Raw genomic sequence first — 25460 nt, forward strand, 5'->3', positions numbered from 1 at the left:
CTTCGGCGCATGATCAGTATTCTGTCCATCAGATCGTGAGTACGTCGGCCGTTCGGACTGGGAGGCCGGTTTCGAAGGAGCGGTTTGCTGCTAGGCCGGTTACCAGGGCTAGGGCTGCTTGGCGGGCGTCGGCGATGTCGGCTCCTTCGGTGGGCTCGCCGTCCAGTAGGGCTGCCAGGACGCGGGCGTCGGCGCCTCCGTGGCCGGTGTGGTCGTGGGGGACGGTCTTGTCGATCGGCGGTTCCCACAGGGGGCGCAGGGTGATTGTTGTGCGGCCGGCGGTTGGCGCGGCGAGGTCGCCGTGGACCCAGCCTTTGGCGGATTCGACCCGGCGATTCGGTGGGGTAAATGTCGACTCTTCGACATTCAGCTCCAGTCGGCCGCGGGATCCGTTGAACATCACCCGGTAGCCCTCGGACGGTGAGTACGCGGTCAGGTGGTACGTCATCGTCGCGCCGGTGTTGTAGGACACCAGCACGGCCATGTCGTCCTCGATCGTCACCCCTGGCGCGAAGACGTTGCGATCGCGGTAGTACCCATCCTCGGCCTCTGCGTCCAGATACAGCTCGCTCAACGTCGCGTTGTCGGCCAGGTGCAACGCGAACGGATCGTCCAGGGCCTCCGCGGCTCCGTGCACTCGGGCGTACGGACGTGCGTAGCCGTGCCGCTGACCAGGCCCGTAGAACGCCAACTGCCCTTGTGCGTAGACGATCCGCGGCTCCGCGCCCAGCCACCAGTTCACCAGATCGAAGTGGTGACTGGCCTTGTGGACCATCAGTCCCCCGGAGTTCGCCTTGTCGCGATGCCAGCGCCGGAAGTAGTCCGCGCCATGCGACACGTCGAGCATCCACTCGAAGTGCACGGAGTGGATGTCCCCGATCGCGCCCTCGGCCAGCAACGAACGCACCCGGCGATGCACCGGGTTGAACCGATAGTTGTAGGCCACCGACAGCGACCCGCCGGTCTCCCGCACTGCGGCCAGGATGCTCGTGGCCTTGGCCGCGTCCGTGGTCATCGGCTTCTCGCTGATCACTCGTACGCCGGCCCGCAGCGCCGCCTCGATGTAGCGGTTGTGGGTCGCATCCACGCTGGTGACGATCAGCAGTTGGATCCGCTCAACCCGAAGCATCTCGTCGAATCGGGCGGGCGGCCACTGATGCGCCGTACGACGGCCGGCCGCGAGCAGCATGCGGTTGTGGAAGGCCATTCGGACCGAGTTCGGGTCGCACAGCGCCACGACGTCGTACCTGTCCCGCTTGGCGAGGCCTTCGGTGAAGAGTTGAGCGCGGTTCCCGGTTCCGACGATTGCCGTCCGCACAGGCATGGAGTACCTCCTATTGCTTGACCGCACCGGCCAGACCGTTGACGAAGAAGCGCTGCAGGAGCACGAAGAGCAGGATGATCGGGGCGAGCGTGATGACCGTGCCGGCGCACAGCAGCGTCCACTCGGTCGAGTTCTCGCCGATGAATGCGTACATGCCGATCGCGAGCGTCCGCAGCTCTGGCCGGCCGAGCGTGAACACCAACGGGATGAAGAAGCTGTTCCACGCGCTGATCGCGGTGAACAGGCCGACCGTGGCCAGCATCGGACCGGACAGCGGCAGCATGATCCGGGCGAACGTCTGGTGGAAGTTCGCGCCGTCCACCTGGGCCGCGTCCTCGAGCTCTTTGTCGATCGCCATGAAGTAGCCCATGAACAGGAACGTCCCGAAGACCACGCCGCCCGAGGCCTGCACGATGATCACGGACCACAGGCTGTTCAGCAGATGCAGCCGCTGCATCAGGTCGAACACCGGAATGATCGTGTAGCCGTGCGGCAGGAACAACGTCGCCGACACCAACCCGAGGCAGAAGCCGCGGCCTGGGAAGCGTGTGCGGGCAAGTACGTATCCCGCGCAGGACGTGACTACTAAAGTGATCACTACCGTGCCTACGGTGATCAGTATTGTGTTCATGAAGTACCGGCCGAACGAGGCCTCCTGCCAGGCGTTGAGGTAGTTCGCCCAGAGGAAGTGCGACGGCATTGGATTCAGCCCGTCGGTGAAGAAGTCGTCGTCACTCTTCAGCGACGACCCGAGCGCCCAGAACAACGGGTACAGCCAGGCCAATCCGCTGACCAGCAACGCCATATGCGTCATCACTGTCACTACCCGCCGCCGGGTCATCAGGCACCTCTCCGACGAGCGAGCGAACGCAGTACGATGACTTGGACCACGGAGAATCCGATCAGTAGCAGGCCGTAGATGAACGACGCCGCGGACGCCAGACCGATATCCGGCTGGACCGCGTTGGCGTTACTTCCGCCGAACGCCAGGTGGTAGATGTAGGTGTTCACGACCTCGGTGGCGAAGTACGGACCGCCGCTGGTCAGCACCTGGACCAGGTCGAAGATCTGGAACGTCCCGATCACGGCCAGGATCACGATCACCACGCCGACCGCACGCAGCATCGGGATCGTGATGTACCAGAAGGTCGCGAACCGGCCGGCGCCGTCAAGCCGCGCGGCCTCGTAGAGCTCGTCCGGAATGGTCTGCAAACCGGCCAGGAAGTACACCAGGTTGTAGCCGAACGTGTGCCAGATCCCCACCAGGATGATGATCGCCAGCGCGAAGTGCGGATCCCCCAGCCAGTCGATGTGCTGGTGGACCAGGTGCAGGTTGAGCAGCAGCGTGTTGATCGAGTCGCCGAAATTCGACACCAGCAACTGGATGACGACACCGATCACCGCCGCCGATGTCACCACCGGCAGGAAGAACAGCGTCCGGTAGAACGACGCGAACCGCAGCCGCTTGTTGTTCAGCACCAGCGCGAGCGCCAACGCCAGCACGAGCTGCACCGGTACGACGAAGGCGGCGTACACGAAGGTGTGGCCGAGCGAACGCCAGAAGATGCTGTCGTGGACGATCTGCCGGAAGTTGGCCAGCCCGACGAACTCCGACGGATCGCCGATCCCGTCCCACTTGTAGAACGTGTAGCCGAGCGAGGCGACGATTGGGTACACGATGAACGCGAGCAGCAGCACCATCATCGGCGCCAGGTACACGTACGACCACAGGTAGGTCCGGCGCCGCGATCGCCGCCGTCCGGCCGAGCGCGGCGGCTCGGCCGTGACGACGTCCTCGCGGACCTGGGTGGTCATCACCATCAGGCGCCCGGCTTGGTCGTATAGGGCTTGGTGAGCTCCCAGTCCGCGAACGTGAAGTCCTTCGCGCTCACCCCAGGCGCCTTCTTGATCGCATCCGCCAGCGCCTGGTTCGTCTTACCCTCGAGCTCGGTCAGCGCCCCCTGCGGATCCTTGATCTGACCGGTGTAGATGCCTGCGAGTACGTCGTTGATGTCCGGCTTCACCGCGGCCAGTTGAACCGCCGACACCTTCGGGTTCCGGATCGCCGGCTGCGGACCGACCACGGCCGTCCCCGACATCGCGACGTACTGCGCGAACGGTGCGAAGCTCACGCCCTTCGGGTCGTTGTTCTTCGCGTAGACCGACAGGCCCTGGCCCTGCTCGACCCACCGCTTCCCCGCGTCCGCGCTGTAGAGCCAGTCGAACCACGCCCATGCCTCATCGGTATGCGTCGACTTCGACGAGACCGCTACGAACCGTCCTCCAGGCGGCCCGTAGAACAGCGCCTTCGGGTCCCCGGCAGGCGAAGGCAGCGTGACCAGGCTGTAGTCGGTGAACTTGTGCTGGCTCCACTCCGGCTGGTTCCACACCCCACCGACCGTCATGCCGAACCGGCCGCGCTCGAAGAACGCGCGCGCCTGCTCGTCGGAGATGCTCATCGAGTTCGGGTAGAACCAGTTCTTGTTCTTCCACTCGAGCAGCAGGTTGACCACGTCGAGGTAGTTCCGGTCGCTGCCGAACGTCCACTGCCCGGTCCGGTAGTCCATACCGTCGATCCCGCCGACCGCCGCACCACCTGGCGAGCCGGCGCCGCGGACGAACAGATCCAGCCACCAGGCCAAAGTCGTGTTCGTCGAGTTCCCGAAGCCGAACGGCGCGACCTTGCCACCACTCTTCGACGCGATCGCCTCCGCGGCGGCAGTCACGTCGTCCCAGGTCTTCGGCAGCTTCGCGCTGCCGTCTTCGTTGGTCAGACCGGCGTCCTTGAACACACCGTGGTGGACGTAGAGCTGCAGCGACGGTGCCAGCGCGGCAAACGGCGCGGTGTAGACCTTGCCGCCGAAGACATCCACTCCTTCAACGAAGCTGTTCGAGGGGAAGCGGGACTGCCACGACTTGGTCGCCCACTTGTCCACCGGCAGCAGCCAGTCCTGCGACACCTGCTGGCTGAGCTGCGGGCTCTTCGGCACCATCAGGATGTCCGGCGGGTTGTTGCTCCGGTACGCGAGCGACACCAGGTCGGCGTACTTGTCGCTGACCTGCGTGGTCTTCTTCACGATGACGTCGGGGTGGGCTTGCTGGAACAGCTTGATCTCGTTGTCGACCCAGCCGGCCTGGCTCGCGTACCAGTCCCAGTAGGTGATGGTGGTCTTGGCCTTCGACCCCTCGGCGTCGTTGCCCGAGGAGCAGCCCGCGAGTGCGCCCGCGCCGGCCAGAGCGGCCGCACCGCGAAGCAGTGACCGCCGTGAGATGGGTGATGACATGAGAGTTCCTCCAGTGACTTAGCTGCAGGCCGGCGAAGCCGACGAGGCGGTCTGGGACAGAGAGCCGAGCCGCCAGGTGAGGGGGCTGCCGTCCCAGGTCACCGCGACGCGACGCGGGCGCTGGAAGGGCAGGAACGAGACGGTCTGGCCGCGATCCGACGGTCCGGGGCTGAACGCGTTGTCAGTGCCGACCGGGATCGGGATGTAGTAATTGTTGGCGTTCGAGTAACCGAAGTACGCCGTGTACGAGTCGACGTTGTGTACGACGCACGCCGCCGTCGGCTGCACCGGGTTGAACGCCGTCTCTTCCGGACCGGTCGGCGGATTCGCAACGGTCTTCGCCATCGGCGCGAACGACGCGTCATCGACCAGCAAGTCGCCGGCGCCTGTCGCGGTGCTGATCCACCACTCGGCCTTGGTCAATGTTCCGGTCCAGGACACCGTGGTGTTCAAAGCCGAGAGCTGTGTCCACCCAGTGGAGGTAACTGGCGCCGACCCGAGCCTGACAGTGGTCGATCCGGTCGACGTGGTCAGCTTCAGACTCACCGTCGCGGTGTCCGATCCGGACGCCAGCCGCACCCAGGCCGACGAGTCGTACAGCCCGCCGCTCACGACCGACACTCCCTGTGCCGGACCGGCCCAAGCCGCCTCTCGCCCAGCTGCCGACAGATCGCCCGCGCCGGTGTGCGGCGTCGTCGACGCGTTCTTCAGCGTGCAGGTCCCCAGGCAGTACCAGCCGGTGGTGTTCGACTGGTTCTCCAGCGATCCGTTCGCCAGCACAGACGGCGTCGGCAGGTACGGCGCAATTGCGGGCGGACCCTGCGCCGGTGGCGGCGTACCATCCGTCGGCGTGATGGCCAGGTCGTCCAGAGTGCACTCGGGCGACGAGGCGCTGGGGTTGGACCAGGCGAACACTTGGACCCACTTGGTGCCCGTCGGTGGAGTGAACGCCGCCAGCTTCTGGGTGTACGCGCGCTCGTCGGCGTACGTGAGCTCGTACTGGAAGGTCGGCGTACCGGCAGTGGCACCACCACGGACTCCGACGTAGCACTGGGTACCGCCAGCGTTCAGACGGCCCCAGCCGGAAAGCAGGTAGCTAGTGCCGGGGGTCAGACCGGTGATGTTCTGGGTCACGCCGGAGCCTGGGGTCAGTGAGAGGGCGGTGTGGCCGCTGTGCGCATTCGCGGCGGTCGCCGGGCCGGTACCGAGTGCTGTCCAGCCACGGGTGCCGCTCTCGAAGTCGCCGTCGCCGACCGGGTTCGGCTGGTCGGTGCGGACCGTGGTGGCGATGCCGTCGGTGATCACCTTGACCGATGCGCCGGCCGTGGTCGGCATAGCGACCTTCACCTGCTTCGAGACGCCGTTCACGGTGACCGTCACCAGGTAGTCACCGAGGAAACCGCGCGTACCGAACGTCCCCGCCGCACTGGACTGCCCCGCGACGCTGGTGTGCCACTGGTGCTGGATCAGGTCCTGCCAAACCAAGGCGTTCGGCTTGGGCGACCAGTCGTCGTTGTAGAGCGCGACCTGCGGGTTGTAGATGTTCTTCGACCAGATGCCGAAGTTGCTGATCTGGTTGACGTTCGGGTTCGAGAACATCGCGGTCATGAAGTCGCGGGTGTAGTCGGCCTGCAGCTGCTGGTCGTCGGTGTCCACGTCGAACTCGGTGACCGCCACGTTCACGCCGAGTCCAGCGAACTGGTCGACGATCGTCATCAAGTCGTCCGGCGAGGTCAGCTGCAGCCCGTTGAAGTGGCTCTCGAAACCGACGGTATCGATCGGCGCACCCGACGACTTCAGCGACTGCACCATGTTGTAGACGCTGTCGCGGTGACGCTTCTCCCAGCCGTTGTTCTCGACCAGGCCGTAGTCGTTCAGGGTGAGCTTCGCCTGCGGGTCGGCCTGGTGCGCGAGCCGGAACCAGTTCGCCATCTCGTTCGGACCGAGGACGTCCTGGACGTTGTGCTCGGAGTACGGCTCGTTCACCACGTCCCACTCGTCGATCAGACCGGCCAAAGAGCTCGCCTCGTCGGTGATGTGCGTGTTGATCCGGGCTCTGAGCGCGGCCGGATCGCTCTGCAGGTTCACGACGTCGGGTTGCATGAGGCCCCACGACGGCCAGATCAGGTTGTGGCCGCGGACCCGCAGCCCGTGCTGCCGCATCCACTGGATGGCCGGCAGCGTGATCGCGTCGCGTTCGGCCGGGGTCTCCCAGTGGTTCCACTTCAGATTGTTGCCGAGGGCACCTTGGTTGAAGAGCGTCGAGTACTTCGACTGGTACTGCTGCAGATCGGTCCCGCTGATCCCGCCCGACGGATCCCCGATCAGCCGAGCCCCGTCGGACGCCGCGCCGAACTTGAACGCACTGGTCTGCTGTACTGCGGACACCGTCGCACCACTGACTGGGTTGCCGGCCGGGTCGACGACGGAGACCGCCAGATTCCCCTTGCGATACTGATCGATCCGGGCGTTGGCCGCCGTACGCCAGGCTGCGTTCGGATCACGCCCGTCATACGTCACCTGCGGGTAGCCGGCCGGATTGCCCGGGCCGAGGTCCTGCACCGAGACACCGGCGATCTGGAACTTCTGTGTGCCGTAGCCAAGCCAGAGGTTCAGATGCGCGGCAGTGGTCGTGCCCGCGGTGTAAGTGACAGCGGCGCGGAAGGGGAACTGGAACTTCTTCCACTCGGTGCCGTACAGCAGCGCGGCGTTCAGCGACTTCTTGAACGGCGATCCGTCGGTCTCGAAGACGACGTGAGCATTGCCGGTGGTCGCGCCCGGCGTCGGCTCGATCGACCGGGCCCATACGGTCGCCACCAGCGCGTCGCCGGCGGTGACCGTTGCGGCAGCGGGTACGCCGAGGCTGATCTCGTACTCGCCGTCCAGACCGGGACTCTGCGGTCCGTTGGGGACGGTGATCTCGAGGGCCTTGGTGAAGTCGGGGTTGCCGGTGATGTCGACTTGGCGGGTGGAGTCGGTGGGGAGGCTCTTGAACTCAGTAAAATTGGCGACGGCATCGGTCGGGAGGACCTCGAACGGTGTCGCGTCGGCCTGGGCGCTCGGCTGGATCGCGACCGTGGCGACGAGCGCGAGAACCGCACCGGTGGCCAGTTTTCTGAACACTGGAGGACTTCCTTCCAGAAGGCGCGCAGCAGCGCATGACCCGCCGGCCATCGGCCTGGGTCTGAACGCGTTGGGCTGCTGCGGGTCGGGAGTGCTCGGTCGGGCGGGACCTCGATCCGGGGATCAGGCCTTGGTGGTCTGCGAGCGTCCGCGCGGGGATCGGGTCACGGGCACCGGCCCGCAACTCGCCCGGACGATAAGGCTGGTCGGCATCACAAGACGAGGCAGTTCGGCGGGCGGTTCCACGACGTCGGCCTCGCTGGAGTCGTCGGTCGGGCCGATCTCGGCCAGCAGCATTTCGGCCGCCCGCTTGCCCATGTCGATGAACGGTTGCTGGATAGTGGTCAACGGCGGCCGGATCTGCGCCGCCGACTCGATGTCGTCGAAGCCGATCACAGACACGTCCTCCGGCACCCGCAGCCCCGCTTCGGCGGCCGCCGTCATCACGGCGTACGCCGTCACGTCGGAGTGAGCGAACACCGCGGTCGGCCGTTGATCGGCAGGCAGGGCGAACAACTCGTGCGAACGCGACCGGATCTGCTCGGGCAGGAAGTCGCCGGGTTTCGTGAGCTCAGGGTCCGGCTGGAGACCGGCGGACCGGAGCGAGTCCAGGTAGCCGCGGTAGCGATCCTGGCAGCACCGGTACGTCATTCGGCCTTGCACACAAGCGATCCGCTCGTGCCCGAGCTGCAGCAGATGATCCATCGCCGTCAACGCGCCGTCGTAGTTGTCGGCGGTGACCGACGGCAGCGCCACATCGGCGTCGATGGTGTTCACCAGGACGACCGGCAGGCCCTCCTCGTGCAGCTGCACCAGCGGCTCGAGCGGCTGTTCATGACTGACCACGAGCAGACCGGACGCCATGCTCGAGGTCAGGATCCGGTCGATCAGCGAACCGTAGTCGCGGTCGTTGGTCGCCGTGTAGAGGATGATGTCGAACCCGCTCCGCTCGGTCACCGCGGCCACCCCGATGTTGATCGAGGCAACCATGTGCCAGGACAGGCCGGGCACGACCATGCCGATCAGCCGGGTACTCCCCTTGGCCAGCGCGGTCGCGGCGAAGCTCGGCACGTACCGGTGCCGGCGCATCACCGCGAGGACGTGCCGCCTGGTCGCGGGGTCGACCTTGGGGCTGTTGTTCAGCACCAGCGAGACGGTCGACTTGGACAGACCCGACAGCGCCGCGATGTCGCGGATCGTGAGCTTCGCCATCCGGTTCGTCCTTTGCTGTTGTCCGTTGGACTGGTCCAACGGCCTCTGGCACCGGAACGTAACAGCGCGCCGGTACGGCGTCAACACCTTGCCTGCAATCGGTTTCAGTACGAGCCATTGCGCCCGGCGCGGTCTTCATGCCACGATCGGCGCACCGTGTTGGACCGGTCCTATGCAGGCCGGGATCACCTGCCGGGACCGGTCCGGCACGCCCCCCCAATTCCGACGAGCCGCAGCAGGAAGGCCGCCCGCATGCCGCCGTACGCCCTCGACGACTTCGCCTTCGATCTCCGGCGCGCAGTACCTCCGGCCGCGATCTGGGCCAGCAGCGGCACCGCGACCGTCAGCCAGCTCCCCGGGACCGTCTGCGGAGCCGGCGGTTGGTTCGCTCCCCCACTGGCCGCGCCCGACAGCACGCTCACGATCTCGTTCGACCTCGACGGGCATCGCCTCGTCGACGCGGCCCGCCCGGGCGCCGGCAATCGCGGTCTGCTTCCCGCGGGCGGCACGTGGCGTCCGGATCGGATCGTCCGTCGCGGTACCTATCACCAGTACGCCGATGGCCGCCTCACGTCGTTGGCCGTCGAGTCCACTCTCGTCCCGGCGTACAACTCCCCCGGCTATGTCCTCACCCTCACGATCCGCAACCGCTCCGCCAACACTCACCGGATCGCCGTTCACCCCGAGCTCGCGCCGACCCAGGTGCACGATGTCCCGCTGGCGAGTTGGGGCTGGGTACCACCGCCGCCCGGATCCGGCGAGCCCGTCGCGCTCACGCATGACGGCCTGACGGCGGACCTTGCAGCCGAAGGCGAGGCGACCTTCACCATCGGCGTCCAAGCCGGCGCGGCGTCGGAAGCCGACGTGGCGTCGGAAGCCGACGCTGCGAACACCACCCGCGCCTGGGAGTCGCGCATCGCCCTGGCGCTCCGTCGGATCCCGGTGCTCACGTCCGACATTCCCGGTCTTGAGCAGTACTACCGCCGCTCGCTCGCCAGCGGACTCGTCTGCTGGTGGGATCACCCCGGCTTCGTCACGCAGCCGTTCATCGCAACGTCCGGCCTCGACGGCGGCGCGTTGTGCGCCTACGCCTGGGACACCGGTGGCTACGCCCCGAACGTGCTGAGCCTGATGCTCGGCGACAGCGTCCTCGACATCATCGAGTCGTTCCTCGACGCCGACCTGACCGATCGCTACGCCATCGCCCCTGACGGCACCGGCCTCGGAGTCGCGTACGCCTACAGCGGCTGGTCCCTCGTCGCCTTGACCCGAGCGGCCGCGGCCGAACGCCGGCTCGATCCGGATCTGATCGCCCGACTGCACGACGTACTGACTGCCCTCGACAAGCGGTTCCAGCCGGACGACCAAACCGGCGTACTGCGGGATTACGGCGACCAGTCCAATCTGCTCGAGATGCGCGGATCCGGATGGGAACACGTCGTCGCCAGCCCGAATGCCGAACGCGCCTCGACCCTCGACACCCTCGCCGAACTGTCCGACCTCACTGGCGCCGCGCTTCCGGCCGACGAGCTCCGCGCGGCCGCACAGCAGATCCGGACCGAGGCGATCCGCCAGCTGTGGGATGACGACGCGGGATGGTTCCGCAGCCGCTACCCCGATGGCCATACCGAGCTCGCGTACTCCGTCCAGGCGTTCGACGTACTGCGGTCCGGCGACTACCCGCCCGAGATCGCGGCCGCCTTGATCAGTCATCTTCGACCGGGCGCGTTCCTGGGTGAGTACGGCGTCAGCAGTGTGAGCGCCGAGGACGAGCTCCATTACGAGACCGCCGACATCGACTGGTCGGGCGCCGGCGCGTACACAGGCGAGGCGCCCCAACTGGCCCTCACCCTGTGGCAGCAAGGTGAGCCCGAGCTGGCCTGGGACGTGCTCCGGCGGCTGTTCTGGATGGGCGAGCACTATCCGTACCTCCCCCAGGACCACTATTCCGACAAACCCGGCGCCCCCGCATCCGGCCGCCGGATCAACGTCATCGCCGGCCTCACCGGCGCCGAGGCCATCCTCACCGGACTGGCCGGCGTCCAACCCAACCCCGACGGCTCCCTCCACATCCGGCCGAACCCTGTTGCCGCCGGCAACATCACTCTCAGTGGCCTCGGCTTTCGCGGTCACACCGTCGACATCACCATCAGCACCGACGACTTCGAGGTCATCGTCGACGGTCAGCGAGTGTCAGCCGAACCAGACGGCACCGTCATCGCAGTACGCCCCGCTGTCAGCAGTTGCGGTTCGCCGAACAGCGCCGGATGATTCATAGGTTCGATCCGCCCGCCGAACACTGGGGACCAGTCATGAGAATCCGGCTTCTGGTCAGCGCTGCCGCAGCGACCGCACTCGTGGTTGCGGCCCTTGCCAGTCCCGCATCCGCCAAGCCGTCGCAGCCGCTGACACCGACGTTTGTCGACGGTCTCGCGCAGCCGGTCTTCTCGACCAACCCGGCCGACTGGTACAGCGGTGAAGTCTGGGTACAGGCGCCGTTCGACAGCGACCACGACGGCGTACCGGACCGGATCCACGCGGACTTCACCGCGCCGCCAGAGGTCCTCACCCAGGGGCTCAAGGTGCCGGTCATCTTCGAGGACAGTCCCTACTACGCGGGTACGGCGGACACGTACAGCAACTGGGGTGTCGACCACGAGTTGGGCTCCCCGCCAGCGACACGACCGCGCGCGCCTTTCTGGTCTGCGTTCGACACCAGCCCAGTGATCAGCACCGTCTACGAGTCGACCTGGGTGCCACGCGGGTTCGCCGTCGTACACGCGGAATCGCCCGGCACTGGTCACTCGGACGGCTGCCCGACGTCCGGTGGCACGAACGAGACGCTGGCCGGGAAGGCAGTGATCGACTGGCTGAACGGTCGCGCCCGCGCGTACACGACCAGGGACGGCTCCACCCGAGCCGTAGCCAGCTGGACGACCGGCAACGTCGGCATGATCGGTACGTCGTACAACGGCACGCTGCCGGAGGCTGTCGCCACGACCGGGGTCGCCGGGCTGAAGGCGATCGTGCCGATCTCGGCGATCTCTGACTGGTACGACTACTACCGCGCGAACGGCATGGTCCGGGCGCCGCACTCGTCGTCGAACCCGTCCGGTGACAACAACGCCTTCCAGGGCGAGGACCTGGACGTGCTGGCCGACGTGGTGTACTCGCGGCTCGACGAGACCGGCGCGCGGACCATCTGCCAGCCGGTGATCGACGACATCGAGAAGCACATCGACCGCGCCACCGGGAACCGGAACAGTTTCTGGCAGGAGCGCAACTACATGAAGGACGTGGGCAAGGTCCGCGCCGCGACCTTGCTGGCCCACGGCAATAACGACTTCAACGTCATCGCGAAGAACGCGGCCCAGTTTTACGACGCGCTCAAGAAGCAGCACGTGCCGCACATGTTCTACTTCCATCAGGGCGGGCACGGCGGTGCGCCGCCGGACGTGCTGATCAACTACTGGTTCACCCGGTACCTGTACGGCGTACAGAATGGTGTCGAGCGGCTGCCGCGGTCGTGGGTCGTCCGCGAGGCCGCGTCGTGTCCGCCTCGCCAGACCGGCGTCAAGGGAGATCAGTCGAACACGGCGACGCTGACGGTGGCCGACACGAAGCCGTTCCGGATCGGGTTCTCGTTGACCGTGCCGCAGACCAACGCCGACGGCACGATCACCACCACGAACCGGTTGATCTCGAAGATCCCTGACTCGACTCATCTCGTCCTCGCCTCGCCGGTGGCGACCACGGCCGGTCAGAAGGTCGCCGATGGCGCGACGGTCAGCCTGCTATGCAGCAACGCCAACCCGACGCCGTACGCCGAGTGGCCGGATCCTGCCTCCAGTCAGGCCGGGCTGCATCTCACGCCGGGAGCACCGACCCGCGGCGGCCTGACGTTCGGGCCGAGCAATGCGGGTACCGAGACGCTCACCGACGACGCGTCCATCGCCGGCATCACGTCCGCGAACGCGGCGTCCTCGAACGTGCGGCTGATCTACCAGACTCCGCCGCTCACGAAGGCGGTCCGCATCAGCGGTACGCCGTCGGCCTCACTGCAGCTCGCCTTCAGTGCGTCGAAGGCGAACGTGACCGCGGCGCTGGTCAGCTACCCGCCGACCGGCAACGGCACGATCCTCACCCGCGGCTGGATCGACCCGGCCAACCGTGTCTCCGACTGGATCGACGCCCCGGTCAAGCCAGGCAAGATGTACCGCATGGACGTCGACCTGCAACCCAAGGACGTCGTCGTACCAGCCGGAAACCGCCTGGCCCTGATGCTCATCTCCAGCGACCGCGACTTCACCATCCGCCCTGCCCCAGGCACCCAACTCACCCTCGACCTGACTCACAGCTCCGTCGACATCCCAGTGGTAGGCGGCCGCAAGGCACTAGCCGACGCCCTCAACTGAGAGAACGCTTCAAGCACAGACTCAAATTGATAATCTGCAACCGGCAAGTCCACCGCATGATGACTGCCGACACGGATCGTCTTCAGCCCGGCGTGGATCCCCCCGGCGATGTCGTACGCCGGATGGTCCCCCACCATCCACCCGCCATCGAGCACCGCGCCCGCCCCCGCCGCCGCGATCTCGAAGATCCGGGCATCCGGCTTACGAACCCCGACCGCCTCTGAGATGCAGCAATAGTCGACAGCATCAGCGATACCAGTGTGCTCGAGCTTCCGGCTCTGCTGGACGACGCCGCCGTTCGTCACCACGGCCAGCCGCCACCCCGTCGTACGCAAGGAAGCGAGCCCGTCGAGCACTGCAGGCTCCACCCAGGTGAACCCCGGATGCTCCCGGTCGTAGTCGTCGGCCGAGATGCGCACGCCGAACTGCTCCTCGAAGCCGGCGAACAGTTCGGCCCTCGGTGTGAAGCCGCCGTTGTCGTGGGCGAGTAGCCAGTCGACCGCGGTCAGGCCGAGCCCGGCGCGGTCGACCCACCAGCGGGCCCAGGCCAGGAAGGCACCGTCGCGGTCGATCAGGGTGTTGTCCAGGTCGAAGCAGGCCAGGGGCATCAGACGTCGATGCGGTTTTCGTCCAGGTCGTAGGCGCCTTGGACGATGAACTCCTTGCGGGGCGCGACGTCGTTGCCCATCAGAAGGTCGAAGACCTGGGCCGCGGCTTCGGCGTCGTCGACGGTGATCCGGCGCAGCGTCCGGTGACGTGGATCCATGGTGGTCTCCGCCAGCTGGTCGGCGTCCATCTCACCGAGGCCCTTGTAACGCTGCGGGGGCTCCTTCCAGCGGACGCCCTTCTTCATCAGCTCGGCCGTCTTCCGCTGGTGCTCCGCGTCGCTGTACGTGTACAGGTACTTGTCCTGGCCCTTTTTCGGGTTCGTCAGCTCGAACCGGTGCAGCGGCGGTACGGCGGTGTAGACCCGCCCCGCCTCCACCAGCGGCCGCATGTACCGGAAGAACAGGGTCGCGAGCAGACACCGGATGTGGGCGCCGTCGGAGTCGGCGTCCGCCATGAAGATGATCTTCCCGTACCGCGCCTGCTCCAGCTCGAACGTCCGGCCGGAGCCGGCGCCGACGACCTGGATGATCGATGCGCACTCGAGGTTCTTCAGCATGTCGCCGACGGACGCCTTCTGCACGTTCAGGATCTTGCCGCGGATCGGCAGCAGCGCCTGGAACTCCGAGCTCCGCGCGAGCTTCGCCGTACCGAGCGCCGAATCACCCTCGACGATGAACAGCTCGGACCGGTCGACATCGTTGCTGCGGCAGTCGGCCAGCTTCGCCGGCAGTGCCGACGACTCCAGCGCGGTCTTCCGCCGCTGCAGCTCCCGGTGCTGACGAGCGGCCACCCGAGTGCGTGACGCGGCGACAACCTTCTCCAGCACCGCCCGCGCTTGTGCCTTCTGCGCGGCCTTGGTCGAGGTCAGGAACGCCTCGAGCTCGGTCTGCACGACCTTCGCCACGATCCGCGAGGCCGCCGGCGTACCGAGGACCTCCTTGGTCTGGCCGTCGAACTGCGGCTCGGCCAGCCGAACCGTGACCACCGACGTCAGACCTTCGAGTACGTCGTCCTTGATGATCTCCTCGCCGCTCTTCAGCAGCCGGGTGCCATCAAGTGCGTTCGTGAAACTCTTCGACAGCGCGCGTTCGAATCCGCTGACGTGCGTCCCGCCCTTGGGCGTGGCGACGATGTTCACGAACGACCGCAGCTCGGTCTCGTACCCGTCGCCCCAGCGCACCGCGATGTCGACTTCCAGGTCGCGCTCGACGTCCGACGGCGTCATGTGGCCGGCGTCGTCGAGCATCGGCACGGTCTCGGTGAAGTGTCCTGTGCCAGACAGCCGGACCACGTCGGTGACCTTCTGGTCGGTCGCGAGGAACTCGCAGAACTCGCTGATCCCGCCGTCGTGCTTGAAGTGCTCCTCGGTGGTCTCGTCAGCGCGTTCGTCCCGGATCACCAGCTCGAGCCCCGGCACCAGGAACGACGTCTGCCGCGCCCGGGTGACCAGCTCGTCGTAGTTGAACGCCGCGTCCTTGGTGAAGACCTGCCGGTCCGCCCAGTACCGGATCCGGGTGCCGGTCACACCCTTCTTCGCCCGACCGGCCTTGCGCAGTCCCTTCGACGGCGTGAACGGGGCGTCCGCACCGTCGCCGTCGAACTCGCCCGCCACGCCACGCCGGAACGACGTGGTCCAGATCGTGCCACCGCGATCCACCTCGACGTCCAGCCGCGCGGACAGCGCGTTCACCACCGAGGCGCCGACACCGTGCAGACCGCCGGAGGCGTTGTACGACCCGCCGCCGAACTTGCCGCCGGCGTGCAGCTTGGTGAACACCACCTCGACACCGCTGAGCTTGGTCTTCGGCTCGATGTCGACCGGGATGCCGCGCGCGCGGTCGATCACCTCGACCGAACCGTCCTTGTGCAGGACCACGTCGATCAGCTCACCGTGACCGGCGAGCGCCTCGTCGACGGCGTTGTCGATGATCTCCCACAGGCAGTGCATCAGACCGCGGCTGTCGGTCGACCCGATGTACATCCCGGGCCGTTTCCGGACCGCCTCGAGGCCTTCGAGGACAAGCAGATGGCGGGCGTTGTACGCCGGGTCGATCTCGGTACTGCGAGGCGTCGGGGCGGCCACTGGGCTCCTTCACTGGTTCACCACACTTACACAGACAGCCTATGCGGCCGGACCCCCAAAACGCGGCAGGCGGGGCCTGATCCGGCATGCGCCTGGGTATAGGAGATATGTGTTGCGACAGGTATCGATCCGGACTCGATTAAGAGTGGCGTACGACACTCCGATCGTCAGCACACGGTGACTGCGTCATGGCGCACAGTGAGAGAAGAAGCACTGGACCTCCGTGACTCGCCAGAATTCCGCCGTGCACGAAACGATTCCTCGTCAACAAGCGTCATACGGGAACAGGTGGTTCGTCTCACATACGGACACGTTGTCCCCACCGGGAAGCGATCCGCGTGTCAGGATGTTGCTATCTGGTGAGTACGGAACTAGATGAGATGAGGCCTCAATGACTACAGCACTCGCCCCGAGTTCGGCCCTGTCGGCCGCGGATCGTTGTGACCGCTGCGGAGCACAGGCCTACGTCCGGGTCACCCTGACCAGCGGTGGGGAGCTGCTTTTCTGCGCCCATCACGGCCGGGAGCACTCGGAGAAGCTGCGCAACATCGCGATCACCATCCACGACGAGACGGGTCGGCTTGAACCCACCTCAACGGTCGCCGCGGAAGAAGAGCGGTAACCACCAGGCTGTTCCAAACGCGCCAACGGCGGCGCCAAAGTCATACAGGCTTCGATGGCGGTTCACCCGAGCAGGGTGACCGCCATCCCTCTGTTACACGACAGGTACGCCAGGCCCGGGGCCGTGCCGGCGTAGTTCTCGCCAGGCTCGGGCCAGCCGGGTGACCGCATCATCAAGCACTTGTTCGGAGTAAGCGAACGGCACCCGTAAGTAGTCGTCGTGCGAGCCGGACGGATCCATCGCCTGACCGGCTACTACCTCGACACCGTGCCGCAAGGCCACCTGAGCGAACACCCGGGCGTCTGTGTCCGGTAGCCGGATCCACAGCGCAGACCCACCGACTGGCACCGACCACTCCCATTCCGGAAGTCGTTCCGTCAGCAACTCCCCCATCAACTTCTTCCGCGCCGTCGACAACCGAGCCCGCGTCGCTGTGAGCTCGCCGAGCCGCGGCAGCAACCGAGCCGTGAGTGCCTGATCGATCAGCGGACTGCCGAGATCGGCCAGCGCCTTGTGCCGGGCCAGTCGTTCTGCCAGCGGCCGCGGTGCGCGGATCCAGCCGATCCGCAGACCACCCCAGACGGCCTTCGACACCGACCCGATCGTCAGCACCCCCGCGTCGTCCGGGGCGTACGCCGCCAACGGCGGAGGGATCGTCGGCCCGGACGGGTCCCAGGCGGAGTACGCGTTGTCCTCGACGACCACAACGCCGTACCGCGCGGCCAGCTCGGCGACCTGTCGGCGCCGGTTCGCCGACATCAGACCACCGGTCGGATTGTGGAAGGTCGGCATCACGAACAACAGCGCCGGCTGATGCTCAGCGAACGCCTTCGCGAGCAGATCAGGCCGGATCCCGGCGTCGTCCAGCGGTACGCCGGCCACCCGCCCGCCGGCCGCCCCGAACAGGTCGAAGCACCCCGGCCAACTGGGCTGCTCGATCACGACCGCCGCACCGTTCCGCAGATACATCTGCGTCACCAAAGCGATCGCCTGATGCGCGCCGGTCGTCACCACGATCTCGTCAGGAGACGTCGGCAGGCCGGATTCGGTGAAGTGCTCGGCCACTCGCTCCCGCAGAATCGGCAGTCCGCGCGGGTGATAGCCGACGTCGCCGAGGAGTGCGGGCAGCTCGGTTGACGCCAGGTCGATCAGCTCCGAGGTGAGCTCGGGCAGTCCGGGATCGACGGCGTACGTGAGTGAGATGACCTCGCCCGGTCCGACGGTGATCCGGTGGAAGAGCGACTCGCCGTACCCGGCGGGCATCCGCTTGTCCGCTCGTGAACGACCACGTCCGGCCGCGCGGGCGACCGTCGTACCGCTGCCGCGTCGGCTTTCGACCAGGCCGCGAGCGCGGAGTTCGTCGTACGCCGCGACGACCGTCGAGCGACTGATCGCCAAGGACTCGGCCAGCCTGCGCTCGGCTGGGAGGCGGGCGCCGACCGGGAGCTCGGCGGAACCGATCAGCGCGGCGATCTCGTCGGCCAACCGGCGGTACAGACCGCCGGTTCGATCGCTGAGTCGGTGACCGATCAGGTGGGCCAGATCGGCAGCAGCTCCAGAACGGTCCACTTCTCCTCTTATTGGCTCGGGTGGACTGCTTCTCGCGCGACCAGGCTAGTACCGCCAAGCAGTCCAGTTCGATGAGGAGACACATGGGGATCGGTCGCGTACTTGGGTTCGCCGGTGCGACGGTGGTGCTGGTGGGGATGCCGGGGCCGAACAACCTGTACATCTCGCTCCGCAGCCTCACCCAGGGACGTCGCGCCGGCGTGGTGTCCGCGCTTGCGATCGAGACCGGGACGCTCGTCTACATCGTCGTCACTGCCCTGGGACTGGCCGCATTGGTGCAGGCCTCCCCCGCGCTGTTCACCGCAATCACCATCACCGGCGCGCTGTACCTCGCCTACCTCGGCGTGAAGACGCTCAGGGCGTCGGGGGCCGAGCTCGGCGGCATCGCGCCGGCGCCGCTGGGGCGGGTGTTCCGCGATGGTGTCGTCGTCAACCTGCTCAATCCCAAGGTCGCGCTGTTCTTCCTCGCGTTCCTCCCGCAGTTCACCACCCGCGGCGCCGGACCTGACCAACTCCGCACCGAGATGCTGCTGCTCGGAGTCGGCGCGATGCTGATCGGCCTCACCTTGGACCTGTGTTACGCCGTCGGCGCCGACGCGATCGGCCGACGCTTCCGGTCAGTCCGTACGACGGGACGCGCGCGGAACCTGGTCGTTGCGACCATCTACCTCGGGCTGTCGGCGTTCGCGCTGATCACCGCACTCTGAGGTGCTTCGAGCACGGTCAGCTCGTCGCCGTCGAGGCGCACGGACAACGTCTCGCCGCCAACCCGCAAGCCGCTTACCTCAAGGGCGTTCCAGGGCATCGACTCCGCCGGGTTGATGACCAGGGTGCCGCCTGGGACGTCCGGCTCGATGCCGAGGGCAGCGACGAGTACGGCGACCGCGGACGCGGCTGCCCAGGCCTGCGGGCGACACGACAGCGGGTACGGCGTCGGAGTGGTCTCCTCGCTCGTCCCGCGTCCGCCGTACAACTCCGGCAGTCGGTAGTCGAACGCTTCCGCCGCACGGATCAAGCCCTCGGTGTACGACGACGCCACGTCAGACTGCCCGGTCGCGAACAGGCCCTGGACGGTCATGGCCGTGTCGTGCGGCCAAACGCTGCCGGTGTGATAGCCGAGCGGGTTGAAGCGGGTCATTGCTGTCGACAACGTACGGAGGCCGAAGCCGCTGTTCAGGTCCGCGCCGGCGAGGACCTCGGCGACTAGCTCCTCCTCGTCCGCGTCGAGCAGGCCGGTGCCGAGCAGGTGGCCCATGTTCGACGCGCGGCCGACGACCGGGTTCTTGGCGCCGTCGAGGGCGATCGCCGGGTAGCCGTCGACCCAGAACGTCTTCCGGAACCGCTCTTGCAGCGCGACCGCCCACTCACGCCACTCGTCGCCGGACTCATCGTGTGCCTCGAGCAACTCGGCACCCTTGATCGCGGCGGCGTACGCGTAGCCCTGCACCTCGCACAACGCGATCGGCGCGGTCGCGAGCGTGCCGTCGGGCCACTGGACCGCGTCGGCGGAGTCCTTCCAGCCTTGGTTGGCCAGGCCGTGACCGGACTCGTCGACGTACTCGAGGAAGCCGTCGCCGTCGGGGTCGGCGTACTCCTTCATCCAGGTCAGCGCGCGCTCGAGGTTCGGCAGCAGGTCGCGGACTTCCTCGGCCGGCATGCCCCAGCGCCAGGCTTTGTGGAGCGTGGTGATCCACAGTTGGGTCGCGTCGTGCGTGCCGTAGTACGCAGCGGGCAGGACCAGGCCGCCACCGTGATCGGCGACCTCGGCGCGCAACTCGTGCGGGATCTTGCCCGGCTGCTCGGCCGACTCCGCGTCGACCTTCGTGCCTTGCCAGGCGGCCAGTGCACGCAGCGTGCCCGCGGCGAGGCCGGGGTCCACCGGGATCAGCATGCCGGACGAGATCAGCGAGTCGCGGCCGAAGAGCGTGAGGTACCACGGCGGGCCGGCGCCGAGATAGCGATCATCGTCGGCGGCCAGTTGGAGCGCGCGGACGTCTTCCAGGGAGCGGTCGATCCAGCGCTCGACCCGCTTGTCGTCGCAGCGGACAGTGACGTCGTACGCCGCACGCTCGGCAGGCGGGTCGATGGTGAAGCCGGTGTTGGACTTCGGGAAGTCTGCCGTGACGCGGAGCGTGATCGTGAAGTCCTCCCCCGGCTGCAGCTGCGGCGTCGCGGAGGTGCCGGGGTCGGCGGTCGCGATGACACGGGTGTCGTCGCTCTCCCAGCTCAGGCCGTCTGGGCTGGGCGTGAGCTGCGGCAGGCTCGTGGCGGCGCCGCTGCGTACGGCGGCTGTGCCGGCGAGATCGGTGCCTAGGGCAACGTCCAGGCGGCACTCGATCGCCGACCGGGAGCGGTTCACCAGCGTGATCCGCTCGGTCAGGCCATCGGAGTCGACCGTCCGGGTCCGGTACAGCATCACGGTCGGGTCGTGCCGGGTGTCGCCGACGCCTTCGACCATCGCGACGTACTGATGAGTGGCGGCGTCGCGCTCGTCGACGTGGACCGGGATCGGTTCTCGGCCGTCGACGGTGACGCTCAGCCGGGACAGGATCCGCCGGTCCCGCGCGTACACGCCCTCCGCGCCGGAGCCGGTGAGCTGACCGGATCGTGGCGAGAGGACCACCCACGGGGCGGCGAGTGCGGTGACCAGTTCGTGTAGCTGGGACATGTCTTCACCCTAAAGGTCTACTTTTCGGGCACAGTGTGGGTGTGGAGACTGGAGTGACTGTCCTGGTCGGGATCGCGATCTTCGTCGGGATCGTGGGCATCATCGTGCCGATCCTGCCCGGGGCGATTCTCAGCCTGGCGGCGATCCTGGTCTGGGCGATCGTCGAGCAGAGTGCGACCGGGTGGATCGTGTTCGCGATCACCGCGGTCCTCATCGGTGCGAGTCAGGTGGTGAAGTACGTCGTACCGGAGCGACGGCTCCGCGAAGCCGGCGTACCGCGGCGATCGATGTTCTTCGGGATCGTGCTCGGGATCGTCGGATTCTTCGTGATCCCGGTGGTCGGGATGTTCGTCGGGTTCCCGATCGGGATCTACCTGTCCGAGCTGCAGCGGCTGCGCACGCACGCGGCCGCGTGGACCTCGACCAAGCACGCGCTGCGCGAGACCGGGGTGTCGATCCTGATCGAGCTCATCGGCACTTCGCTGGCCGCGGCGCTCTGGCTTGTTGCAGTCCTCTTCATCGTCTGATCTCTCAGGTGATTGCCAGAGCCTTCTTATCCGCAGCGGAGGTTCGTCTCAGGTCCGCGGGGCAGTGTGGGGAGGATCAGTGCCAGGTGACGGTTTGGCACGCTTTACGGAAAGGCACACGATGAAGCTTTCGCAAAAGCGATGGCGGTTGCTCGGCACCGTGGCCGCGGTTGCCGCGACGGCCACGGCCGGCGGGGTCGCCTGGGCGACGACCAGCACAGATCCGACGCCGTCGGCGTCCCCTTCCACACCTGGGCAGCAACAGCAGAAGCCCGATCATCCTGGCAAGGGTGGTTTCGGGCCGCGGGGCGAGTTCGGGCTCGGCGGTGCCCTGCACGGCGAGTTCGTCGTACCGAAGGACGGTGGCGGGTACCAGACCGTCGCCACCCAGCGCGGTTCGGTGACCGCGGTCAGCAAGGACTCGATCACGGTCAAGAGCGACGACGGCTACAGCCGGACCTACAAGGTCGCGGCCGAGACCCTGGTGAACGCCGCTCGGGACGGTATCTCCTCGATCAAGACCGGCAGCACCGTGAACGTCAGCGCCGTGGTGGCGGACAACACCGCGACCTCGATCAACGACGGCTCGGCCCGCGACGCGGCCGCCCAGAAGTGGGGTTTCAAGCACGGTCCACGCTGATCACGAGCCGACTCACAGGTGATTGCCAGGAAGCTTCCAGTGTTCACATGGGTAGCGGCGGCACACTGTGACCATGAGTCCGCATCTGCTGGTGGTCGACGACGAGCCGAACATCGTCGAGCTACTGTCCGCGAGTCTGCGTTTCGCCGGGTACGACGTGACTACGGCGACCCACGGCGCCGAGGCGCTGCGCAAGGCCCGGGACGTGGAGCCCGACCTGGTTGTACTCGACGTGATGATGCCTGGCCTGGACGGGTTCGAGGTGGTTCGCCGGCTGCGCGGTGAGGACCGGCACGTGCCAGTGCTGTTCCTGACCGCCCGTGACGCCGTCGAGGACAAGGTGCTCGGCCTGCAGACCGGTGGAGACGACTACGTCACCAAACCGTTCAGCCTGGACGAGCTGGTCGCCCGGGTACGCGCCCTGCTCCGCCGGTCCGGTCACCGCGAGCAGACCGCCACGGAGGCCGCCGTACTGCGTTATGCCGACCTGGAGCTGAACGAGGACAGCTACGAGGTGTTCAAGGACGGTCAGGCTGTTCAGCTGTCGTTGACCGAGTTCAAGCTGCTCCGGTGCCTGCTGGAGAACGCCGAGCGGGTCATGTCCAAGGGCCAGATCCTGTCCGCGGTCTGGAACTACGACTTCGCCGGGGACGCCGGCGTGGTCGAGTCGTACATGTCGTACCTGCGCCGTAAGGTCGACACCGGCGACCAGAAGCTGCTCCACACCGTCCGCGGGGTCGGCTACGTCCTGCGCACCCCGCGAGGCCCCAACTGATGCAACTGACCCACCGGCGGTTCGCCGACCGGTACCCGTTGCGCGTCACGATCGTCGTCGTCCTACTGGCGCTCGTGGTGGTCGCACTCGGCGCGTCCGGCGTGCTCGCGACCACGATCATGCGCGGCTACCTGATCGACCGGGTGGACGAGCAGCTGCAGCAGACCGCCGTACCGCTGTCGCATGCGCAGGCCGATCGGCGTCCGCTGCCGCCTGGTGCGGGTCCGGCGCGCCGGCAGTTGCCGAGCCAGTTCGTGGTGCAGTTCAACAACTCGGAGGGGGCGAGCGACAACGGGCCGTTCGGCTCCCGGCCGGACGAGACCGAGCCGCTGCCCAAGCTTCCGTCGCTCAACCTGAACCAGGTCCGCGCGCTCGACGGGAAGTCGTTCAACGTCGACGCCCAGTCCGGCGGCGCCAGATGGCGGGTCCTGGCCGTGCCGACCGACGACGGCACGGGGTCGGTCATGGTCGCGCAGAGTCTGAAGGACATGGACCACACGATCCAGCGCTTGGTCGGGATCCAGGCGGCTGCCGGGCTGATCCTGCTGATCCTGCTGGCCGGTGTCGGGACTTACGTCGTACGGCGAAGCCTGCGCGGACTCGAGGACGTCGAACACACCGCGGTCGCGATCGCCGGCGGTGATCTGAGCCGACGCGTACCGCAGCGCGATCCGCGGACTGAGGTCGGACGGTTGTCGCTTGCGTTGAACCAGATGCTTGGGCAGATCGAGACCGCGTTCACCCAACGGACGGCTTCAGAGTTCGCCGCTCGGCGGTCCGAGGACACAGCGCGACGGTCGGAAGAGGCGGCGCGTCAGTCCGAGGATCGGATGCGGCGGTTCGTGGCGGACGCGTCGCATGAGTTGCGTACGCCGTTGACGTCGATCCGCGGATTCGCCGAGTTGTCGCGGCAGCGCGGTGACGTGACTGATTCCGACACGATGCGCCGGATCGAGGACGAGGCCAAGCGAATGGGCCTACTCGTCGACGACCTGCTGCTCCTGGCCCGACTCGATCAACAGCGCCCGCTGCGGATGGAGTCGGTCGACCTGCTCCCGATCGCGGCCGACGCTCTGCATAACGCCCAGGCAGTCCAGCCCGACCGCAACATCTCCCTGCGAATCCTGCCCGACTCGGAGGCCCCGGTCGTCGAAGGCGACGAGGCCCGCCTACGCCAGGTCCTCGGCAACCTGGTCAGCAACGCCCTCCACCACACGCCGATCGAATCCCCCATCACCGTGTCGGTCGGCACCCGCGGCACCGAGGCGATCCTGGAAGTCAGCGACACCGGCCCCGGCCTGACCGACGAACAAAAGGCCCGAGTCTTCGAACGCTTCTACCGAGCCGACACAGCCCGCACCCGAACCACCGGCGGCTCAGGCCTAGGCCTCTCCATAGTCGCCGCTCTCGTCGCCGCCCACCACGGCCGAGTAACCACCACCGACACCACTCCCCACGGCGCCACCTTCACCGTCCACCTACCAGTCGCCCAGTAGCACCACCCGCCTGCTCCCTCACCGCCGCCAGCCAACCCTCCCTTTCCGGAACGAAATTGCCAGATACCGCCTAAATCGTTCCGGAAACCGGGCCACGCGTGGGACAGACCTACAGCTTCGGGAACGCGCGGTTGGCGGTTTCGCCGTGTTCTAGGACCTCGGCGGCGGGGCCGAGGATTTTGGGGTCGGGTTGGCCTACTAGGGCTACGTCTTTGTCGGTGTAGTCGTAGAGGCTGAGGACGTGGCGCATCGCCTCGAGGCGGGCTCGTTTCTTGTCGTTGCTCTTGACTACGGTCCACGGAGCGTACGGCGTGTCCGTGTAGTGGAACATCGCCTCTTTCGCCTCCGTGTACGCCGCCCACTTGTCGAGGGACGCGAGGTCGGTCGGGGACAGTTTCCACTGCCGGACCGGGTCGATCTGGCGGATCGTGAATCGGGTCTGCTGCTCGGCCTGTGACACCGAGAACCACAGCTTGACCAGCAGGATCCCGGACCGGACCAGCATCCGCTCGAAGTCCGGCGCCTGCCGCATGAACTCCTCGTACTGCTCCTGCGTGCAGTACCCCATCACCCGCTCGACGCAGGCGCGGTTGTACCAGGACCGGTCGAACATCGTGATCTCGCCGGCGGCCGGCAGATGAGCGACGTACCGCTGGAAGTACCACTGGCTCTGCTCGCGGTCGGTCGGCTTCTCCAGCGCGACGATGCTCGCGCCGCGGGGGTTCAGGTGCTCCATGAACCGCTTGATCGTGCCGCCCTTGCCGGCCGCGTCCCGGCCCTCGAACACGATCACCATTCGCTGCTTCGACCGCTTGACCCAGTACTGCAGCTTGAGCAGCTCGATCTGCAGCAGCCGCTTGTCCCGGTCGTAGATCTCCCGCGGCAGCCGTTCGCCGTACGGATAACCCTCGCGCCAGGTGTCGACCGGCGTACCGTCGGCACGCAGCAGCACCGGGTCGTCGTCCTCTTCGTCGAGGACGCGGAAGCCAAGCTCTTGGACCAGGTCAGGCCCGCTCATCGACGTCCTCGCTTCGCTCCGGGCGCCGATGAGACTCGAACGGTGCTGTGCCTTTTGATGACCTCGCTGCGCTCGCTCATGAGCACAGACTCAGC

The 25460-nt window shown here is 67.0% G+C and carries 19 protein-coding genes; 8 read left to right on the forward strand and 11 right to left on the reverse strand.

Annotation, left to right across the window (positions count from 1 at the left end):
* Positions 1-28: 28 nt before the first annotated feature.
* From EV650_RS06630 to EV650_RS06655, 6 genes are all read right to left on the reverse strand, one after another.
* A complete protein-coding gene (locus EV650_RS06630; protein WP_134116374.1) occupies positions 29-1324 on the reverse strand; it encodes a Gfo/Idh/MocA family oxidoreductase in 1296 nt (431 codons plus the stop codon).
* Positions 1325-1334: 10 nt separating this feature from the next.
* The gene (locus EV650_RS06635) at positions 1335-2165 is read right to left on the reverse strand and encodes a carbohydrate ABC transporter permease (RefSeq protein WP_134116376.1); all 831 of its coding nucleotides are present in this window, start codon (positions 2163-2165) and stop codon (positions 1335-1337) included.
* Positions 2165-3139, reverse strand: a complete 975-nt coding sequence (locus EV650_RS06640) for a carbohydrate ABC transporter permease (RefSeq protein ID WP_238174051.1) — start codon at positions 3137-3139, stop codon at positions 2165-2167. The genes EV650_RS06635 and EV650_RS06640 overlap by 1 nt, the downstream gene beginning before the upstream one ends.
* Positions 3140-3144: 5 nt before the next feature.
* The gene (locus tag EV650_RS06645) at positions 3145-4608 is read right to left on the reverse strand and encodes an ABC transporter substrate-binding protein (protein ID WP_238174052.1); all 1464 of its coding nucleotides are present in this window, start codon (positions 4606-4608) and stop codon (positions 3145-3147) included.
* Positions 4609-4626: 18 nt separating this feature from the next.
* On the reverse strand, positions 4627-7731 hold the full coding sequence (locus EV650_RS06650; RefSeq protein WP_238174053.1) for an endo-1,4-beta-xylanase: 3105 nt from the start codon (positions 7729-7731) through the stop codon (positions 4627-4629).
* A gap of 123 nt (positions 7732-7854) precedes the next feature.
* Positions 7855-8943 carry a LacI family DNA-binding transcriptional regulator gene (locus EV650_RS06655; RefSeq protein WP_134116383.1) on the reverse strand — a complete coding sequence of 363 codons (1089 nt, stop codon included), beginning with the start codon at positions 8941-8943 and terminating at the stop codon, positions 7855-7857.
* Between the two features lie 252 nt (positions 8944-9195).
* Between EV650_RS06655 and EV650_RS06660 the strand changes: the two genes are divergently transcribed.
* Entirely contained in the window at positions 9196-11214 is a 2019-nt protein-coding gene (locus EV650_RS06660; protein ID WP_134116385.1) for an MGH1-like glycoside hydrolase domain-containing protein, read from the forward strand.
* Between the two features lie 41 nt (positions 11215-11255).
* Positions 11256-13358: a Xaa-Pro dipeptidyl-peptidase gene (locus EV650_RS06665; protein ID WP_166678047.1), complete on the forward strand. Its 2103-nt coding sequence runs from the start codon at positions 11256-11258 to the stop codon at positions 13356-13358.
* Here EV650_RS06665 and EV650_RS06670 read toward each other — a convergent pair.
* A complete protein-coding gene (locus tag EV650_RS06670; protein ID WP_134116389.1) occupies positions 13295-13966 on the reverse strand; it encodes an HAD family hydrolase in 672 nt (223 codons plus the stop codon). The two genes, EV650_RS06665 and EV650_RS06670, sit on opposite strands and share 64 nt — an antisense overlap.
* Positions 13966-16050 (reverse strand): DNA gyrase/topoisomerase IV subunit B, encoded by a 2085-nt coding sequence (locus EV650_RS06675; RefSeq protein ID WP_134116391.1) that lies wholly within the window; start codon positions 16048-16050, stop codon positions 13966-13968. Before EV650_RS06675 ends, EV650_RS06670 begins: the two co-directional genes overlap by 1 nt.
* A 391-nt stretch (positions 16051-16441) precedes the next feature.
* Between EV650_RS06675 and EV650_RS06680 the strand changes: the two genes are divergently transcribed.
* Positions 16442-16672, forward strand: coding sequence for a DUF7455 domain-containing protein (locus tag EV650_RS06680; protein ID WP_134116400.1), 231 nt, complete (start codon positions 16442-16444; stop codon positions 16670-16672).
* A 93-nt stretch (positions 16673-16765) separates the two neighbouring features.
* Here the strand turns inward: EV650_RS06680 and EV650_RS06685 are convergent, their stop codons facing one another.
* Positions 16766-18241, reverse strand: a complete 1476-nt coding sequence (locus tag EV650_RS06685; RefSeq protein ID WP_202874415.1) for an aminotransferase-like domain-containing protein — start codon at positions 18239-18241, stop codon at positions 16766-16768.
* 83 nt (positions 18242-18324) lie between these two features.
* Between EV650_RS06685 and EV650_RS06690 the strand changes: the two genes are divergently transcribed.
* Positions 18325-18948: a LysE family translocator gene (locus EV650_RS06690; RefSeq protein WP_134116404.1), complete on the forward strand. Its 624-nt coding sequence runs from the start codon at positions 18325-18327 to the stop codon at positions 18946-18948.
* On the opposite strand, the gene EV650_RS06695 is transcribed toward EV650_RS06690, so the two are convergent.
* Complete coding sequence (locus EV650_RS06695; protein ID WP_134116406.1) at positions 18906-20909, reverse strand: amylo-alpha-1,6-glucosidase; 2004 nt, start codon at positions 20907-20909, stop codon at positions 18906-18908. The two genes, EV650_RS06690 and EV650_RS06695, sit on opposite strands and share 43 nt — an antisense overlap.
* Positions 20910-20950: 41 nt before the next feature.
* On the opposite strand from EV650_RS06695, the gene EV650_RS06700 reads away from it, so the two are divergent.
* From EV650_RS06700 to EV650_RS06715, 4 genes are all read left to right on the forward strand, one after another.
* Positions 20951-21436, forward strand: a complete 486-nt coding sequence (locus tag EV650_RS06700; RefSeq protein ID WP_134116408.1) for a DUF456 domain-containing protein — start codon at positions 20951-20953, stop codon at positions 21434-21436.
* 121 nt (positions 21437-21557) lie between these two features.
* Positions 21558-22076: a hypothetical protein gene (locus EV650_RS06705; protein ID WP_134116410.1), complete on the forward strand. Its 519-nt coding sequence runs from the start codon at positions 21558-21560 to the stop codon at positions 22074-22076.
* 73 nt (positions 22077-22149) lie between these two features.
* Positions 22150-22851 (forward strand): response regulator transcription factor, encoded by a 702-nt coding sequence (locus EV650_RS06710; RefSeq protein ID WP_134116412.1) that lies wholly within the window; start codon positions 22150-22152, stop codon positions 22849-22851.
* Positions 22851-24347 (forward strand): sensor histidine kinase, encoded by a 1497-nt coding sequence (locus EV650_RS06715; RefSeq protein ID WP_134116414.1) that lies wholly within the window; start codon positions 22851-22853, stop codon positions 24345-24347. The genes EV650_RS06710 and EV650_RS06715 overlap by 1 nt, the downstream gene beginning before the upstream one ends.
* Positions 24348-24456: 109 nt before the next feature.
* Here EV650_RS06715 and ppk2 read toward each other — a convergent pair whose 3' ends face one another.
* Positions 24457-25365 (reverse strand): polyphosphate kinase 2, encoded by a 909-nt coding sequence (ppk2, locus tag EV650_RS06720; protein ID WP_134116417.1) that lies wholly within the window; start codon positions 25363-25365, stop codon positions 24457-24459.
* Positions 25366-25460 lie beyond the last annotated feature (95 nt).

It is taken from the genome of Kribbella kalugense (assembly GCF_004365875.1).
Lineage (GTDB): Bacteria > Actinomycetota > Actinomycetes > Propionibacteriales > Kribbellaceae > Kribbella > Kribbella kalugense.